This is a genomic window from Streptomyces sp. NPDC017448, from assembly GCF_044330565.1.
Lineage (GTDB): Bacteria > Actinomycetota > Actinomycetes > Streptomycetales > Streptomycetaceae > Streptomyces.
Map to the genome: position 1 here is coordinate 536,146 of NZ_JBIRLM010000002.1, position 16,166 is coordinate 552,311.

The 16,166-nt window shown below is 72.9% G+C and carries 12 protein-coding genes; 4 read left to right on the forward strand and 8 right to left on the reverse strand.

Annotated elements, in window-relative coordinates:
* Positions 1–7 precede the first annotated feature (7 nt).
* The 3 genes from ACH4K1_RS06995 to ACH4K1_RS07005 all read left to right on the forward strand — a co-directional run bounded on the left by ACH4K1_RS06995 (position 8) and on the right by ACH4K1_RS07005 (position 3,903).
* Positions 8–1,261 (forward strand): citrate/2-methylcitrate synthase, encoded by a 1,254-nt coding sequence (locus ACH4K1_RS06995; protein WP_398087330.1) that lies wholly within the window; start codon positions 8–10, stop codon positions 1,259–1,261.
* A 249-nt stretch (positions 1,262–1,510) separates the two neighbouring features.
* Positions 1,511–3,232, forward strand: coding sequence for an ATP-binding protein (locus tag ACH4K1_RS07000; protein WP_398087332.1), 1,722 nt, complete (start codon positions 1,511–1,513; stop codon positions 3,230–3,232).
* Positions 3,229–3,903, forward strand: coding sequence for a response regulator (locus tag ACH4K1_RS07005; protein ID WP_398087470.1), 675 nt, complete (start codon positions 3,229–3,231; stop codon positions 3,901–3,903). The genes ACH4K1_RS07000 and ACH4K1_RS07005 overlap by 4 nt, the downstream gene beginning before the upstream one ends.
* Positions 3,904–3,976: 73 nt before the next feature.
* Here the strand turns inward: ACH4K1_RS07005 and ACH4K1_RS07010 are convergent, their stop codons facing one another.
* The 3 genes from ACH4K1_RS07010 to ACH4K1_RS07020 form a co-directional block, all read right to left on the reverse strand.
* Complete coding sequence (locus ACH4K1_RS07010) at positions 3,977–5,569, reverse strand: cation acetate symporter (RefSeq protein WP_398087334.1); 1,593 nt, start codon at positions 5,567–5,569, stop codon at positions 3,977–3,979.
* The gene (locus ACH4K1_RS07015; protein WP_398087335.1) at positions 5,566–6,045 is read right to left on the reverse strand and encodes a DUF485 domain-containing protein; all 480 of its coding nucleotides are present in this window, start codon (positions 6,043–6,045) and stop codon (positions 5,566–5,568) included. Before ACH4K1_RS07015 ends, ACH4K1_RS07010 begins: the two co-directional genes overlap by 4 nt.
* A 262-nt stretch (positions 6,046–6,307) precedes the next feature.
* Positions 6,308–8,434 carry a type IIA DNA topoisomerase subunit B gene (locus tag ACH4K1_RS07020; protein WP_398087337.1) on the reverse strand — a complete coding sequence of 709 codons (2,127 nt, stop codon included), beginning with the start codon at positions 8,432–8,434 and terminating at the stop codon, positions 6,308–6,310.
* A 447-nt stretch (positions 8,435–8,881) separates the two neighbouring features.
* Here ACH4K1_RS07020 and ACH4K1_RS07025 point away from each other — a divergent pair, with 447 nt between their 5' ends.
* On the forward strand, positions 8,882–9,112 hold the full coding sequence (locus ACH4K1_RS07025; protein ID WP_228988688.1) for a hypothetical protein: 231 nt from the start codon (positions 8,882–8,884) through the stop codon (positions 9,110–9,112).
* A gap of 280 nt (positions 9,113–9,392) precedes the next feature.
* Here the strand turns inward: ACH4K1_RS07025 and ACH4K1_RS07030 are convergent, their stop codons facing one another.
* The 5 genes from ACH4K1_RS07030 to ACH4K1_RS07050 all read right to left on the reverse strand — a co-directional run bounded on the left by ACH4K1_RS07030 (position 9,393) and on the right by ACH4K1_RS07050 (position 15,949).
* Positions 9,393–10,223 carry a S1 family peptidase gene (locus tag ACH4K1_RS07030; RefSeq protein ID WP_398087338.1) on the reverse strand — a complete coding sequence of 277 codons (831 nt, stop codon included), beginning with the start codon at positions 10,221–10,223 and terminating at the stop codon, positions 9,393–9,395.
* Between the two features lie 164 nt (positions 10,224–10,387).
* Positions 10,388–11,935: an RNA polymerase sigma factor gene (locus ACH4K1_RS07035; protein ID WP_398087340.1), complete on the reverse strand. Its 1,548-nt coding sequence runs from the start codon at positions 11,933–11,935 to the stop codon at positions 10,388–10,390.
* Positions 11,936–12,259: 324 nt separating this feature from the next.
* Positions 12,260–13,147, reverse strand: a complete 888-nt coding sequence (locus ACH4K1_RS07040) for a FadR/GntR family transcriptional regulator (protein ID WP_398087341.1) — start codon at positions 13,145–13,147, stop codon at positions 12,260–12,262.
* 160 nt (positions 13,148–13,307) lie between these two features.
* Complete coding sequence (locus ACH4K1_RS07045) at positions 13,308–15,047, reverse strand: ATP-binding cassette domain-containing protein (RefSeq protein ID WP_398087342.1); 1,740 nt, start codon at positions 15,045–15,047, stop codon at positions 13,308–13,310.
* A gap of 143 nt (positions 15,048–15,190) precedes the next feature.
* A complete protein-coding gene (locus ACH4K1_RS07050) occupies positions 15,191–15,949 on the reverse strand; it encodes an NUDIX domain-containing protein (RefSeq protein WP_073767457.1) in 759 nt (252 codons plus the stop codon).
* Positions 15,950–16,166 lie beyond the last annotated feature (217 nt).

Here is a 16,166-nt window from a genome sequence, read left to right on the forward strand (position 1 = left end):
TGGTCCCATGACGGATCAACCAGAGGCCGCCCCGCACGCCGCTCCCCGGCTCACCACCCGGGAGGCGGCCGAGCTGCTGGGCGTGAAGCCGGAGACGGTGTACGCCTACGTCAGCCGGGGCCAGCTGAGCAGCGCTCGGACCCCCGGAGGACGGGGCAGCACGTTCGACGCCGACGAGGTACGGGCGCTGGCCCGGCGGTCGGGACGGCGGGACCCCTCCTCCGCCGGGGGCGACCTCGTCTTCCGCACCGGCATCACGCTCATCGAGGGCGACCGCTGCTACTTCCGCGGGGTCGATGCGACGGAGCTGGCGCGGCGGTACGGCTACGAGGAGGTCGCCGAGTGGCTGTGGACGGGCGAACAGCGTCCGGGCGCGCGGTTCACCGCCCCCGCCGGGCCCCTCGCGGCGGCCCGCCGGACGGTCGACGCGCTGCCCGCGCACAGCGGCTCCACGGACCGGCTGAGGGTCGCGGTGACCGCCGCCGCGGCCACCGACGCGCTGCGGTTCGACCTGTCGTCCGAGGCGGTCCTGAACAGCGCCCGGGGCCTGATCCCGACCCTGGTGGGAGCCTTGCCGACGCTCGGCAACCCCGCGCCCGAGGGGAGCTCCCTGGCGCGGGAGCTGTGGTCACGGCTGACGGCCGAGCCGGCCGACGCCCCTTCCCTCGCGGTGCTGGACGCGGCCCTGGCCCTCCTGATCGACCACGACCTGGCGGCCTCCACGCTGGCCGCCCGGGTCGCCGCCTCCGCACGGGCCCACCCGTACGCCGTCGTCTCGGCGGGCCTCGGCGTGCTGGAAGGGCCGCTGCACGGTGCGGCGAGCGGCCTGGCGCACCGGATGCTCCAGGAGGCGGTGGACCGGGGCAGCGCGGTACCCGTGGTCGCCGACCACCTGCGGACCGGGCGGCGGGTGCCGGGGCTGGGCCACCGGCTCTACCGGGGCGAGGACCCGCGGGCGACGCTCCTGTTCGACCTGCTGGCACAGGTGCCGCAGGCGGCGGAGGCGCTGGCGGCGGCCCGCGAGGTGGTGGCCACGACGGCACGGCACACCCCGCTGCACGCCAACGTCGACCTGGCGCTGGCCGTCCTGTCGGTCTCCCGGGGGATGGCGGCGGAGGCGGGCGAGACCGTGTTCGCGGTGGCCCGGACGGCGGGCTGGATCGCCCACGCGCTGGAGGAGTACGGGGAGCGCCCGCTCCGCATCAGGCCGAGCGGGCAGTACACGGGGCCCCGCCCCCCGCAGCCGCTGCCCACCGCGTAGAGGCGCCCGGCCGCTCCTGACCGGGCCCGCGTGCCCGGCGCCCCCGGCGAGGGAGCCGGGAGCCGTGCCCGGCCCCGGTCGTACGGCCGAGCCGGCCCCTCGCCGTACGCCGCGGTCCTCGGCCGCACGCGTGCCCCGGCCTCCGCCGCCGTACGCGGCCCCGGTCGCGCAGCCCCACCCGGCCCCTCCCGCACCGGTGCGGGGCGGACGGATTTCCACCCCGGCCGCCCGGCCCTTACCGTTCGTACGGTGAACGCCCCACCGACCCCCGGCAGGGGGCCCCGCCGGTTCGGCTGGCCCCGGCGGGTCTTCTCCCAGGTCCTGCTGATGCAGTTGGCCATCATCACCGGTGTGACGGTCCTGGTCACCGGGCTGTTCCTGGCGCCCCTCAGCGACCAGCTCGACGACCAGGCGATGCGCCGCGCCCTCGCCATCGCCCAGTCCACCGCCGCCCAGCCGGAGATCGCACGGGACCTGGGCCGCACCGACCCGTCGGACCGGGGCCCCGTCCAGTCGACCGCCGAGCGGATCAGGCGGGCGACCGGCGCGGAGTACGTCGTGGTCATGGACGGGCGCGGAGTGCGCTGGTCGCACCCCTCCGCGGACCGGATCGGCGCGGTCGTCTCCACCGACCCCGGCGAGGCGTTGCGCGGTCGCGAGGTCATGGAGATCGACAGCGGTACCCTCGGGCGCTCCGCGCGCGGCAAGGTGCCGTTGGTGGACGGTTCCGGCGAGGTGATCGGCGCGGTCTCGGTCGGCATCGAGTACGACAGCGTCCGCGCCCGCCTCCTCGGGGCGATCCCGGGGCTGCTGGCGTACGCGGGCGGGGCCCTGGCCGTCGGGGCGCTCGCCGCGTACCTGATCTCCCGCCGCCTGCAGCGGCAGACCCACGACCTGGCGTTCTCCGACATCTCCGCGCTGCTGGCCGAGCGCGAGGCCATGCTGCACGGCATCCGCGAAGGGGTCGTCGCCCTCGACGCCGCCGGCCGGGTCCGCCTGCTGAACGACGAGGCACAGCGGCTGCTGGGGCTGGGCCCGGAGGCGGCGGGCCGGCCGCTGGAGGAGGTGCTGGGCGAAGGCCGGACCACGGACGTGCTGGCCGGGCGCGTGGTCGGCGACGACCTGCTGGCGGTTCGGGGCAGCAGGGTGCTGCTGGCCAACCGGATGCCCACGGACGACGGCGGAGCCGTGGTGACCCTGCGCGACCGGACCGAGCTGGAGCACCTGGGCCGCGAACTCGACTCCACCACGGGGCTGATCGACGCCCTGCGCGCCCAGGACCACGAGCACGCGAACCGGCTGCACACCCTGCTGGGGCTGCTGGAGCTGGAGATGCACGAGGACGCGATGGAGTTCGTCACGGAGGTGGTGGGCGTCCACCGGGCGACGGCCGAGCAGGTCACGGAGAAGGTCCAGGACCCGCTGCTGGCCGCCCTCCTCGTCGGCAAGGCGACGGTCGCCGCCGAACGGGGCGTCGCACTGCGGCTGGCCCCCGGCACCCTGCTGCCGGACCGGGTCGTCGACCCCCGGGGGCTGGTCACCGTGGTCGGCAACCTCGTCGACAACGCCACGGACGCGGCGACCGGATCGGACGGGGCGCGGATCGAGGTCGAGCTGCGGACGGAGGGCCGTACGGTGGTGCTGGGGGTGCGGGACAGCGGCCCCGGCGTGCCCCCGGAGCGGCACGCGTCGATCTTCACGGAGGGCTGGTCCACCAAGGACCTCCCGGCGCACGGCAAGCGCGGCCTCGGGCTCGCCCTCGTACGGAGGCTGGCGGAGCGCCAGGGCGGCGGCGTCACGGTCTCCGACGCGGACGGGGGCGGCGCGCTGTTCACGGTGGTGCTGCCGGACGCGCTGGCCGACCCTGAGCCGCGGGACACGGCGGCCCCCGCCCCCGGGCGCCGGGCGGACGGCTCCCCGGGCGGGCGGCAGCCCTCCACCCATCCGGCCACGACGGGAGAACAGTGGTGATCCAGGTCCTGATCGTGGACGACGACGTCCGCGTGGCGCAGATCAACGCGGCGTACGTCGCCAAGGTCCCCGGGTTCCGGGTGGCAGCCCGGGTCCACTCGGCGGCCGCCGCGCTGGCGACGGTCGAGGAGGTCCCGGTGGACCTGATCCTGCTGGACCACTACCTGCCCGACCGCAACGGCCTCGCCGTCGTCCGGGAGCTGCGCCGCCTCGGCCGCCGGGCCGACGTGATCATGGTGACGGCCGCCCGGGACGTCGCGACCGTGCAGGACGCGATGCGGCACGGCGCGCTCCAGTACCTGGTCAAGCCCTTCACGTACGCCGGTCTGCGCTCGAAGCTGGAGGCGTACGCGGCCCTGCGGCAGACGCTCGACGGGGGCGGCGAGGCGGAGCAGGCGGAGGTGGACCGGCTCTTCGGCGCGCTGTGGGCGGCGAGCGAGCCGGTCCTCCCCAAGGGCCACTCCCCCACCACCGCCGAACTGGTCCGCCAGGCGCTGCGCGGCGCGGAGGGTCCGCTCTCCGCCCAGGAGATCGCGGACAGCGCGGGGATGAGCCGCCAGACGGCGCAGCGCTATCTGAAGCTGCTGGAACGCACGGGCAAGGTCCGGCTGACGCTGCGGTACGGCGAGACGGGCCGCCCGGAGCACCGGTACGCCTGGGCGGCGGGCTGAACCCCCACGGCGCCGGCCGGCGCCGCCCCGGGCCGGCACAGCGGGAGGCCCGGGGCCCGGGCCTGGGCGGGCGCTACGCCGCCCCGGCCCCCGTCAGCGCGCGGACCTCGGTCTCGGCGTGCTTGGCGTCGTCGGGCGGCTCTGACGAGGTCACCGTACCGATCCAGCCGGCCAGGAAGCCGAGGGGGATGGAGACCAGGCCCGGGTTCTCCAGGGGGAAGAGCTGGAAGTCGACGCCCGGGAACAGCGACGTCGGGCTGCCCGAGACGACGGGTGAGACCAGCACCAGGACGACCGCCGGGACCAGCCCTCCGTACACCGCCCAGACCGCGCCCCGGGTGGTGAAGCCGCGCCAGAACAGCGTGTAGAGCAGGGCCGGGAGGTTGGCCGAGGCGGCGACGGCGAAGGCGAGGCCCACCAGGAAGGCGACGTTGAGGTCCCGCGCGAGCAGTCCGAGGCCGATCGCGACGACGCCGGTCCCGGCGGCGGCGACCCGCGCCACGGCGACCTCCCCGTGCCTCCTGCGGCCGGGGCGGCGGAGCGAGGCGTAGAGGTCGTGGGCGACGGACGCGGACGAGGCGAGCGTGATGCCCGCGACGACGGCCAGGATGGTGGCGAAGGCGATGGCCGCGACCACGGCGAAGAGAATCGTTCCACCGGTGGAACCCTCGCCGCCGCCGAGATCGAGGGCCAGCAACGGGATCGCGGTGTTGCCCGCCGCGTTCGAGGCGCGGACCTCCGCGGGGCCGACGAGGGCGGCGGCGCCGAACCCGAGCACGATCGTCATCAGGTAGAAACCGCCGATCAGGCCGATGGACCAGACGACCGAGCGACGCGCCGCGCGGGCGGTGGGCACGGTGTAGAAGCGCGCCAGGATGTGCGGCAGCCCCGCCGTGCCGAGGACCAGGGCCACCCCCAGGCTGATGAAGTCGAGGCGTGAGGTCCAGTCCCCGCCGTAGCGCAGGCCGGGGGCGAGGAAGTCCTTGCCGTGGCCGCTGCGCTCGGCCGCGGTGTCGAGCAGCTGGTCGACGTTGCCGCGGAAGTGCACCAGGACGAGGACGGTGAGGGCCACGGCCCCGGCCATCAGCAGGACGGCCTTGACGATCTGGATCCAGGTGGTGGCGCGCATCCCGCCGAACGACACGTAGATCACCATGAGCGCGCCGACCCCGACGACGGTCCAGGACCGGGCGGCGTCGCTCGTACCGCCGAGCAGCAGGGCCACCAGGCTGCCCGCGCCGACCATCTGGGCGACCAGGTACAGCACGGAGACGGCGACGGAGGAGGTGCCGAGCGCGGTACGCACCGGGCGCTCGGCCATCCGCGCGGCGACCACGTCGGCCAGGGTGAACCGGCCGCAGTTGCGCACGAGTTCGGCGACGAACAGCAGGACGACCAGCCAGGCGACGAGGAAGCCGACCGAGTAGAGCATGCCGTCGTAGCCGAAGAGGGCGATCAGCCCGGAGATCCCGAGGAAGGAGGCCGCGGACATGTAGTCGCCGGCGATGGCGAATCCGTTCTCCATGGGCGAGAACAGCCGGCCGCCGGCGTAGAACTCCTCGGCGGAGCCCTGCCGGGCGCGGCCGACCCGGGTCGTGATGAACAGCGTCACCGCGACGAAGGCGCTGAACAGCAGGAGGGCCAGCGTCTGGTGGTCGCCGCTCACCGCACGGCCCCGCGCGTCATCTCCTGGGTCTCCCAGCGCAGATCGAGGGCGGCCCGGTCCCGGCGCAACCGCGCGTGCCGTGCGTACGCCCAGGTCAACAGGAACGTGGTGAGGAACTGGCCGAGCCCGGCCGCCATCGCGACGTTGACCGACCCTGCGACCGGGCGGGCCATCAGCCCGGGCGCGGTGGTCGCGGCGACGACGTAGGCGAGATACCAGAGGAGGAAGGCGAGGGCGGCGGGGAAGACGAAGCGGCGGTAGCGGCGGCGCACTTCGCGGAAGGCGGCGCTGCCGTGCACCTCCCGGTAGATCTCGGCCGCGCTCGGCGCGGTCCGCTCCTTCCCCGGCCCACCGGCCGCCCCGGGCGCCACGGGGCCGCCCGCTCCGTCCCGCTCGCCCCGGCCGGGGGCCGGTACGTCGTCCCACGGGTCGTCGAACCGCGCTCCGGCGGTCACCGGCCCTGCTTCCTTCTCCACCGAACAACTCCCCTGATCCACCGGCCTGTTTCGGCCGCACGGCCCACCATGGGCGGTCCGGGAAGCCGCCGGGCGCGGCATACGCCCGACTTCACCCCTTCAGGTGACAGAAGGGCCGGACGGCTGCGCGCTTCCTCCGCACGGCCCCGGGGAGCGCACGCGGCCCCCGCTCCGGTGGACGGGAGCGGGGGCCGGGCGGGCGGGGGAACCGGGCGTACGGACCGGGGTGCGGGGTCGGTTCCGTACGGGCCGGGCGTGCGCGTCAGGCGTCGATGCGGGAGCGGTCCAGAGTGGCCGCGGAGCTGGTGATGAACTCCTTGCGGGGGGCGACCTCGTTGCCCATCAGCAGGTCGAAGACCTGCTCCGAGGATTCAAGATCGCCGATGTTGATGCGCCGCAGCGTGCGGTGGCGCGGGTCCATCGTCGTCTCGGCCAACTGGTCGGCGTCCATCTCGCCGAGGCCCTTGTAGCGCTGGATCGACTCCTTGATCCGCACGTTCTTGCGCTGGAACTCCAGGAGGGTCTGGCGCAGCTCCTGGTCGGAGTAGGTGTACACGTACTTGTCCTGGCCCTTCTTGGGCTGGACCAGCTCGATCCGGTGCAGCGGCGGCACCGCGGCGAAGACCCGCCCCGCCTCGACCATCGGGCGCATGTAGCGCTGGAAGAGGGTCAGCAGCAGGGTGCGGATGTGGGAGCCGTCGACGTCGGCGTCGGTCATCATGATGACCTTGCCGTAGCGGGCGGCGTCGATGTCGAAGGTCCGCCCGGACCCGGCTCCTATGACCTGGATGATCGCGCCGCACTCGGCGTTCTTCAGCATGTCGGAGACGGACGACTTCTGGACGTTGAGGATCTTGCCGCGGATCGGCAGCAGCGCCTGGAACTCGCTGTTCCGGGCCAGTTTGGCGGTGCCGAGCGCGGAGTCCCCCTCGACGATGAACAGCTCGCTGCGGTCGACGTCGTCACTGCGGCAGTCGGCGAGTTTGGCGGGCAGCGAGGAGGATTCCAGCGCGGTCTTGCGGCGCTGGGCGTCCTTGTGCTGGCGGGCCGCGATCCGGGTGCGGGCGGCGGCGACGGCCTTCTCCAGCACCGCCCTGGCCTGGGCCTTGGCGTCGCGCTTGGTGGAGGTCAGGAACGCCTTGAGCTCCTTGGCGACCACGGCCGCGACGATCCGGTTGGCCGCCGAGGTGCCGAGCACCTCCTTGGTCTGCCCCTCGAACTGCGGCTCGGCGAGCCGCACGGTGACGACGGCGGTGAGCCCTTCGAGCGCGTCGTCCTTGACGATGTCGTCCTCGGCGACGCGGAGCATCTTGGCGGAGCGCAGGACCTCGTTGACCGTCTTGGTCAGGGAGCGCTCGAACCCGGTGACGTGGGTGCCGCCCTTGGGGGTGGCGATGATGTTCACGAACGACCTGAGGGTCGTCTCGTAGCCGGTGCCCCAGCGCAGGGCGATGTCGACGCCGAGCTCGCGGGTGACCTCCGTGGGGGTCATGTGGCCGCGGTCGTCGAGGACCGGGACGGTCTCCTTGAAGGTGCCCGTGCCGCTGAGCCGCTGGACGTCGCAGACGGCCTTGTCCTGGGCCAGGTACTCGCAGAACTCGCTGATGCCGCCGTCGAAGCGGAAGGTCTCCTCCGTCTTGCCCGCCCCGTCGATGCCCCGCTCGTCGCGGACGATGATCGTGAGACCGGGGACGAGGAAGGCGGTCTGGCGGGCCCGCTGGTGGAGCGTCTCCAGGTTGAGCTTGGCGTCCTTGAGGAAGATCTGCCGGTCCGACCAGTACCGCACCCGGGTACCGGTACGGGTCTTGGGGACGCGCTTGCCCTTGCGCAGCCCGTTGGCCGGATCGAACGGGCTGTCCGGCCCCTGCTCGGTGAACATGCCGGGCACGCCGCGCCGGAAGCTGATGGAGTGGGTCGCGCTGTTCCGGTCGACCTCGACGTCCAGCCGGGCGGAGAGGGCGTTGACCACGGAGGCGCCGACGCCGTGGAGGCCGCCCGAGGCCGCGTAGGAGCCGCCGCCGAACTTGCCGCCCGCGTGCAGCTTGGTCATCACGACCTCGACGCCCGACAGGCCCGTCTTGGGCTCGACGTCGACGGGGATGCCGCGGCCGTTGTCCCGGACCTCGACGGAGGCGTCGTCGTGGAGGATGACCTCGATCCGGTCGCAGTGGCCGCCCAGGGCCTCGTCGACGGAGTTGTCGATGATCTCCCAGAGGCAGTGCATCAGGCCGCGGCTGTCGGTGGAGCCGATGTACATTCCGGGGCGCTTGCGGACCGCCTCCAGGCCCTCGAGGACGAGGAGGTGCCGCGCGGTGTAGTTGGAGCTGTCCCGGTCGCCGCCTGCACCGGTCAGCATCGCGGTGGACGGCACGGACGTTTCGGCGGTCACGCGGTTCGCTCCTCGCTGAATTTCATCTGGGGCCCCCGTGGCTGCGGGGCTCGGCTTCGGTTGCCGCTGAGAGCCTACAGAGGCCTGGTAGAGCGGTTGTAACGCCACCCTCGGGGAATCCTCATGCTAGTCGAGCCTCATCCAGGCTCGCATGGATGTTCGATCATTCGTTGGAGTGACGTGCACATCACGTTCCCTTCGAGGCATGAACCATTTAGGCTCCGGGCACGTCCTCATGAACAAACCGGCAAGCCGGCCGGCGGGACCCACCCCCTGACAAGCAATGCGAAACCGTAGCGCTTCCGCATACGGCACATTCGCCGCCAACCGGCAACAGACAGCCACACCGAGAAGAAGTTTCGAAGAAAAGCCACGAGCGGGAACGTTTTCGGCCTGGTTGGATGTTGACCCTGGTACGACAGCTCGTCGAGCTAGAGAAGAGGCGACGTGACTACTGTTCTGACCCCCGCGAGCCCGCTGACCGCGGCTGACCGCTGCGACCGTTGCGGCGCCCAGGCATATCTGCGCGTCGTTCTGATCAGCGGTGGTGAACTGCTCTTCTGCGCCCACCACGGGCGCAAGTTCGAGCCGGAACTCAAGAAGATCGCCGCGGAAATACAGGATGAGACGGATCGGCTCACCGCCGTGCAGACGGCGTCCGCCGACGAGGAACACTGACACCTCGCACATCCACGACGAGCCAAGGGCCGGTCCAGGACCGGCCGACGGGCGGCTCCCCCATCCCGGGGGCGCCGCCCGTTCTCGTACGCGGACCCGGGCGGTTCCGCGTACGGGACGGAGCCCCGGGGCCGTGCACCGAGGCCCCGGGGGCGCCGGGCGGGCCCCGGGATGCCGGGCGGGCCCCGGGGCCTCCGGACCGACGGCGTCGGCGTACGGCCGGTCCCGCCCCGGGTTCGCCTGGGGGCCGCCCCGCGCACCGGCCCGTCCCGGCCTGGTCTCAGATGCGGCCCCCGGCCCACTCCAGGGCAGCGGAGACCCGTGTGTACACGCCGGGGCTGCCCGGCCGGCCGCAGCCGCTGCCCCAGGACACCAGGCCGACGAGCCGCCCACGGGCCACCAGCGGGCCGCCGCTGTCCCCCTGGCACGCGTCCCGGCCCCCCGCCGGATCGCCCGCACAGAGCATCGCGGAGGCCCTGTACGTACCCTCCCTGCCGCCCGGGTAGGCCCGCGCGCAGTCGGCGTCCGGGAGGACCCGGACCCGCGCGGAACGCAGTACGGAGGCGTACGTACCGCTTCCCGTGGTGTCGCCCCAGCCGTACACGTCCGCGGCGGTGCCGGCCCGGTAGGCGGCGTCCCCGCGCCGGGCCATCGGGATGGTCCCGCCCTTCGGCAGAGCACGGGCCAGGGTCAGCACAGCGAGGTCGCCGGCGTTGGAGACGGAGTCGTACGCCGGGTTCACCCAGATGGCCCGGACCGGGATCTCCCGGCCGTCCGAATCGCCCAGCCGCTCCCGGCCGGCGATGACCCGCAGGTCCTTCACCCTGCTCGCCGGGGTGCCGAGCGCCTCCTCACTCAGACAGTGGGCGGCCGTCAGGACCTTCGTGGGCGCCACGGCGACCCCGCCGCAGAACTGCCCCGAGCGGGCCCCTCCGAACCGGTCCCGGCTCGACAGCGCCACGACCCAGGGGCTGTCCGCCACGGGGGCGGGCCGGCCGCCGACGACGATGCTCTCCGCGACCGCCTCGGAGGGCGGGGCGAACGGCGGCACGGACGCAGCGGCGGTCAGGGCGAGAACCCCGGTCAGGGCACGGACGAGGGAACGGGGCATGGAGGCTCCTGACGCTGAGGCGGTAACGTTTCACCCAGCGTGATCCAGCAGGTACGCGTCCACCCCCGAGGACACGCCGGAGGGCCCGGATCCCCTGGGGGTTCCGGGCCCTCGGCCGGTGATTCCTCCGCACTCCGGCAGGCAGTGCCCCGGATCTTCTCGGTCTAGTCGAGGTAGTCGCGCAGCACCTGGGAACGCGACGGGTGGCGGAGCTTCGACATGGTCTTCGACTCGATCTGGCGGATGCGCTCACGCGTCACGCCGTAGACCTTGCCGATCTCGTCGAGCGTCTTCGGCTGCCCGTCGGTGAGACCGAAGCGCATCGAGACCACTCCGGCCTCACGCTCGGAGAGCGTGTCGAGCACCGAGTGCAGCTGCTCCTGGAGGAGGGTGAAGCTGACCGCGTCCGCGGGGACGACGGCCTCGGAGTCCTCGATCAGGTCACCGAACTCGCTGTCGCCGTCCTCACCGAGCGGGGTGTGCAGCGAGATCGGCTCACGGCCGTACTTCTGGACCTCGATGACCTTCTCGGGGGTCATGTCGAGCTCCTTGGCCAGCTCCTCCGGGGTGGGCTCGCGGCCCAGGTCCTGGAGCATCTGGCGCTGGACGCGCGCGAGCTTGTTGATGACCTCGACCATGTGCACCGGGATACGGATGGTGCGGGCCTGGTCGGCCATGGCGCGGGTGATCGCCTGACGGATCCACCAGGTGGCGTACGTGGAGAACTTGTAGCCCTTGGTGTAGTCGAACTTCTCGACCGCGCGGATCAGGCCGAGGTTGCCCTCCTGGATCAGGTCCAGGAAGAGCATGCCGCGGCCGGTGTAGCGCTTGGCCAGGGAGACCACCAGACGGAGGTTGGCCTCCAGGAGGTGGTTCTTGGCCCGCCGGCCGTCCTCGGCGATGATCTCCAGCTCGCGCTTGAGCTTCGGGGCGAGCTTGTCGGCGTTGGCCAGCTTGTCCTCGGCGAAGAGACCGGCCTCGATGCGCTTGGCGAGCTCGACCTCCTGCTCGGCGTTGAGGAGGGGGACCTTGCCGATCTGCTTCAGGTAGTCCTTGACCGGGTCGGCGGTGGCGCCGGCGACGGCGACCTGCTGCGCGGGCGCGTCGTCCTCGTCGTCGTCGGAGAGGACGAAGCCCTTGTTCTCGCCCTCGCCCTCCTCTTCCTCGCCCTTGCCGGCCTTGACCTCCTCGACCGGCTCATCGCCGTCGAGCAGCTCGTCGTCCTGCTTGCCGGCCTTCTTGGCGGCGGTCTTCTTGGCCGCAGTCTTCTTCGCGACGGTCTTCTTCGCGGCGGTCTTCTTGGCCGCCGCCTTCTTGGCGGGCGGGGCCGCGACGGTCTCGTCGGCCGCCGCGTCCGCGCCCTCGGCCGCCGGGGCGGCGGGGGCGGCGACGGTGCGGGTCACGGTGGTCTTCGCCGTGACGCTCTTGGTGGCGGTGCGCTTGGCCGGGCTCTTCGCTGCGACGCTCTTGCGGGCGCGCTTCGGCGACTCCGCTGCACTGACCATCAGCGTCACACCCTCTTCCTCGAGGATCTGGTTGAGGCTGCGCAGAACGTTCTTCCACTGGGTTGGCGGAATCTGGTCAGCCTCGAAGGCCCGACGCACGTCATCGCCGGCGATCTGCCCATCAGCCTTTCCCCGCTCGATGAGCGCCATCACAGATGCGGACTCGGCGATCTCCGGCGGGAGCGTACGGGATGTGCTGGCCGACACGAACAACCTCTCGGAACGATGGAAACGGCTTCCGGCCCTGCCCTGGAGAGGGCGGGAACCGACGACCGTCGACTGGGGATGTCGCCGACGGCGCGGGCTTGGTCTCAGAACTGCACAGCGCGACCCGAGGGCTGCTGTATTCCTTCCGCGACGCTCACCTCTTAAGTCATCGCGCTGCTTCGAGGAGCGTTACGGCCAATCCGCGTGGCCCGAGTCACACCCCATACGCGACGAAGCGGACCAAGAGTGGCATCCCTCCACAATTATGCCGCCGGACCGCACCGGTCCGGCGGCACCGGGCCCGGACCCGGCCACGCCGCTCGGTCAGTGCTCGCGCGGGGCGGGGACCACACGCTCGACATCGGGGTGGACGACGAGCAGCTGGCGCATGGCCGTCTCGGCCGCGCCCGCGTCGCCCGACGCCACAGCGTCGACGATCCGCACGTGGTGGGCCAGCGAGCTCTCGCCGGGGCGGTCACAGCCGGTGACGGGGCCGCCGGAGACGTGGAGGGCGGCCGAGACGATGCCGGAGAGGTGCTCCAGCATCCGGTTCCCGGCGGCCTGGATGAGCAGGGCGTGGAACTCGGCGTCGGCGCGGGAGAAGGTGATCGCGTCCCCCTGGCCCATCGCGTGCCCCATGATCTCCACCATGTCGCCGAGCCGCTGCTGGATGTCGTCACGGTCGTGCCCGGCCGCGAGGCGGGCGGCGAGCGGTTCGATGGTCCAGCGGAGCTCGGCCAGCTCGCGGCGCTGGTCGTCGCGCTGTGGACCGAAGGCCCGCCATTCGATGATGTCGGGATCCAGCAGGTTCCAGTCGCTGACCGGGCGGACCCTCGTCCCCACGTTGGGGCGTGCGCTGACCAGCCCCTTGGCTTCGAGGACGCGCAGGGATTCGCGGACGACGGTGCGGGAGACCTCGAACCGCTGGCCGATCTCCTCGGGAACGAGGGGACGGTCCGCGCCGAGGTCGCCGGAGACGATCATCTGGCCCAGCTGCTGGACGAGTTGACCGTGGAGGCCGCGCCCCCGGCTGGCCGACCCGCGTCGGCTCGCTCGCCCCAGTTCGGAGTCGGACCCGCCCCAGGACCGGGTCGCGGCACGCTCGCCGGCCGGCGTCTCCGCATAGGGGTAGCGGTCGAGTTCGCCCGAGCCGGCCAGGCCGGAATCGGCGGTGCGGGCGGCGTTCATCATGGTGTGCGCAAGGGTACTCACGCATCCTTTGTCGGCGCGGCTCACTCACCCCTTGAGGTCTTTGGTGAAAAGCACACGAAAGGGTGATCGGCGCTCGCTCCGCAATTGACGCCATATCCGGACAAATCGGCTATTTCTCAGGGAGTTGTGGCCTCCTGACCTCGATCCAGGGCTGCGGTGATCACCAACGCGCCCTTCCGCGAAGGCCGGTGAACAGATACGCGCAGATCAAGGCCGACAACGACAGGGCGAGGGCGGTGCCGACGGGCTGCGCCACCACCCGCGCGACGGCCAGGATCCAGTGGTCCACCTCCTGCGGCAACTGCCGTCCGGCCAGTTCGCGCAGCCGCTCCGGAAGCCCGGCGACCGAATGCGCGGAGGGCGTCGCGAAGATCTTCCGTACCAGCGGAACCACGAGCACCGGCACGGCCAGCACGGCGGCGATGCCTGCCCCCGTCACCCGGAAGACGCCGGCCGCCAACAGGCCCGCCCAGGCACAGCCGACCGTCAGCCCGGCCCAACTCGCCCCCAGAGCGACGGCGTTGGACGGGACCTCGATCAACTCCGGCCCGTACACCAGGCGGAGGGCCTGCGCTCCGCCCGCCACGGTGAGGCCCGCGAGCAGAAGCGCGAAGCCCGCGGTCACGGTGAGCTTGGCCAGCAGCAGCCCCAGACGCCGGGGTACGGTGCCGCGCGCCGCGGCGAGCGCGGGATAGCGGAACTCGTCCCCGAAGGACAGCGCCCCGAGCAGGCCCGCGCCGAGCGCGGCGGGAGGGAGCGGCAGCAGGGCGGGCCAGGCGGCGAGGACACGGGGCAGCGCGGTGCCGTCGGTACGGGCGAGCAGGACGGACATCACGGTCGACACCGCCAGAACAGCCGCCATGATCATGGTCGTCGTCCTGACGCCGAGCGAGCGCCGCAGTTCGTACCGGAGGGGCCGCAGGGGCCCGCGAGCGGGGCGCACCCGGATCGGGGGCGGCAGTTCGGACAGGGCGACGGCCGATTCCGCCCGCGGCACGCCCGCCGGCTCCGCGGGGGAGGAGGCGGGCCCGGTGTCGCCGATCTCGTCGGCGAGCCGGTGCACAGGGACGCCGTGCCGGTAGGCGGTGTCGCCGATCTCCGCGCAGTCGCTGCCGTAGACGGTCAGCCGGCCGCCCGCCTCCTGGACCACCTCGACGGAACGCCGCGCGGCTCGGGCCTCCCGGCTGACCACGGCCGCCAACCGGGCCGCGTGCGGGGTGCGGACGGCGACCCGGGCCCGGAGCCGGGTGCGGGCGAAGTCGGTGACGTCCTGGTCGGCGACGAGGCGGCCGGCGCCGATGGTGACGACCCGGTCGGCCGTGCGGGCCGCCTCCTTGGGGTCGTCGGTGGTGCAGAGGACCGTACCGCCCTGGGCCGCGTGAGCGCGCAACAGCCCGTACAGCCAGCTGTTCTCCCGCGGGGACAGCCCTTCCGCCGGCTGGTCCAGGATCAGCGTGTGCGGGTCTCCGAGCAGGGCCGCGGCCAGGCCGAGCCTGCGGTCCATCCCCACCGAGAGGGTTCCCAGGCGCTGGTCGCCGAGCCCGGCGAGGCCGACGACTTCGAGCACCTCGTCGGCCCGGGAGGCGGGCACGCCCGCGGCCGCGCAGAGCATCCGCAGCTGCCCCCGGGCGGTCCGGGAGGGGTGGCCCGGCACGTCGCCGAGCAGGACGCCCACTTCCCTCGCCGGGTGGGCGATGCGGTGCAACGGCCTCCCCCGGAAGTAGGCGACACCCCTTCCGGCGTCCAGTTCGAGCATCAGGCGCAGGGCGGTGGTCTTGCCCGAGCGCGGAGCTCCGAGCAGGGCCGTGACCCGGCCGGGGGGAGCCTCGAAGGTCAGATCGTTGACGGCGGGCGGAGCGTCGCGGCGGGGGGAGCTGGTGAGTCCGATGGCCTGGAGCATCGCTTCTCTCGCGTCTCTCGCGGAAGGTGAGACCGCTCGGCGGCATGGGGTACCGCAGCAACATAACGCGACATTTCCGACTTTTGATGCAGGGGCGGGACGACAGGCGTACCGCGGGGCCAGCACGGCGGAACGCCCGTGGTTCAGACCTCGGGCCGCAGCATCGGCGGGTTGAGGACCGTCGCCGCTCCGGCGCGGAACAACTGCGCGGGCCGTCCGCCCTGGCGGGTGGTCGTCCCGCCGGAGGGCACCAGGAACCCCGGCGTGCCGGTGACCTTGCGGTGGAAGTTGCGGGGGTCGAGGACCACGCCCCACACCGCCTCGTACACCCGGCGCAGCTCGCCGACCGTGAACTCCGGGGGGCAGAACGCCGTGGCCAGCGAGGAGTATTCGATCTTGGAGCGGGCCCGCTCCACTCCATCGGCCAGGATTCGCGCGTGGTCGAAGGCCAGCGGAGCCGCCTGCTCGCCCTCCCGCCCGGCGCCGGGGTGCAGCAGGTCCTCGACCGGCGCCCAGCGAGCGCTGTTGGCGTCGCCGCCCGCCCGGGGCGCGGGCAGGTCCGGGGCGAGGGCGAGGTGGGCGACGCTGACGACACGCATCCGGGGGTCGCGCGCCGGATCCCCGTAGGTGGCCAGCTGCTCCAGATGCGCACCGTTGCCGGTGGCCGGCCGCGCCGGATCGTGCGCGCACAGACCGGTCTCCTCGACGAGTTCGCGCGCCGCCGCGGACCCCAGGTCCTCGTCCATCCTGACGAAACCGCCGGGCAGCGCCCAGCGGCCCTGGAACGGCGCCTCTCCACGGCGGACGACCAGCGCGCAGAGCGCGTGACGGCGCACCGTGAGCACGACCAGGTCGACGGTGACAGCGAAGGGCGGGAAGGTCGACGGGTCGTAGGGCGGCATGCCGCGATCATAGTCGTCTTCCTGACGATAAACACTCCCTTCGGCATGCTCGTGATCAGTCCATGTCCCGCGACGGGGGATGCGCCGCCGCTCCGGGCTCCGCGGTGGACGCGAAGCGGCCGGTCGGTGGAAGGGGCCGGTCGGTGGAAAGGACCGGCCGGTGGAAAGGACCGGCCGGTGGAAAGGACCGGCCGGTGGAGGGGGCCGGTCGGTGGAG